The 432-nt window shown below is 32.6% G+C and carries 2 protein-coding genes; both read right to left on the bottom strand.

Annotation, left to right across the window (positions count from 1 at the left end):
• Nucleotides 1–41 precede the first annotated feature (41 nt).
• Nucleotides 42–206, bottom strand: coding sequence for a PP-loop family protein (locus AC3DE3_RS17450; protein ID WP_488370883.1), 165 nt, complete (start codon nucleotides 204–206; stop codon nucleotides 42–44).
• A partial coding sequence (locus AC3DE3_RS17445) for a serine hydrolase (protein ID WP_488370882.1) occupies nucleotides 207–432 on the bottom strand: 226 nt, incomplete at its 5' end.

Below are 432 nucleotides of genomic sequence, written 5' to 3'. Positions count from 1 at the left end.
ATACAGTAAAGAATTAGGAATTGAACTTGGACTTGCCCATGTCAACCATGGACAAGTCCAAGTTCAATTCCTAATTCTTTACTGTATTCGTACAAGAGATGAAATAGATTCATAGAATCTAAACCACCTGATACGGCCACTAATACTTTCTTGTGTTTATCAAAAAAGTGACCTTCCTGTGTCACTTTTAAAAATTTTTTTTTCATTTATTTTAATATACCATAAATATCATTTGCGATTTGAGTAATCTCATCATAGCTTGATTTATCCGTAAAGATGGATAAAACAAAAGGAGATTCTGCATATACAATTGCCACATCATGTTTCACATCATCTGCATCACCAATCTTATGAGCAACTGGGACTGGAATATCTTTTGAAATGCGTTGGTTATCAAATTGGGTAGATAATAAACTTTCTATGACATAGCCA

It is taken from the genome of Dietzia sp. IBK-p2-16D (assembly GCF_057773085.1).
The sequence above is the reverse complement of the archived record's forward strand: the minus strand, read 5'-3'. Positions and strand labels throughout refer to the sequence as shown.

What these genes read in the sequence shown, in the direction of transcription:
- AC3DE3_RS17450 (WP_488370883.1), bottom strand. Translation starts at nt 206, where the DNA reads ATGAAAAAAAAATTTTTAAAAGTGACACAGGAAGGTCACTTTTTTGAT.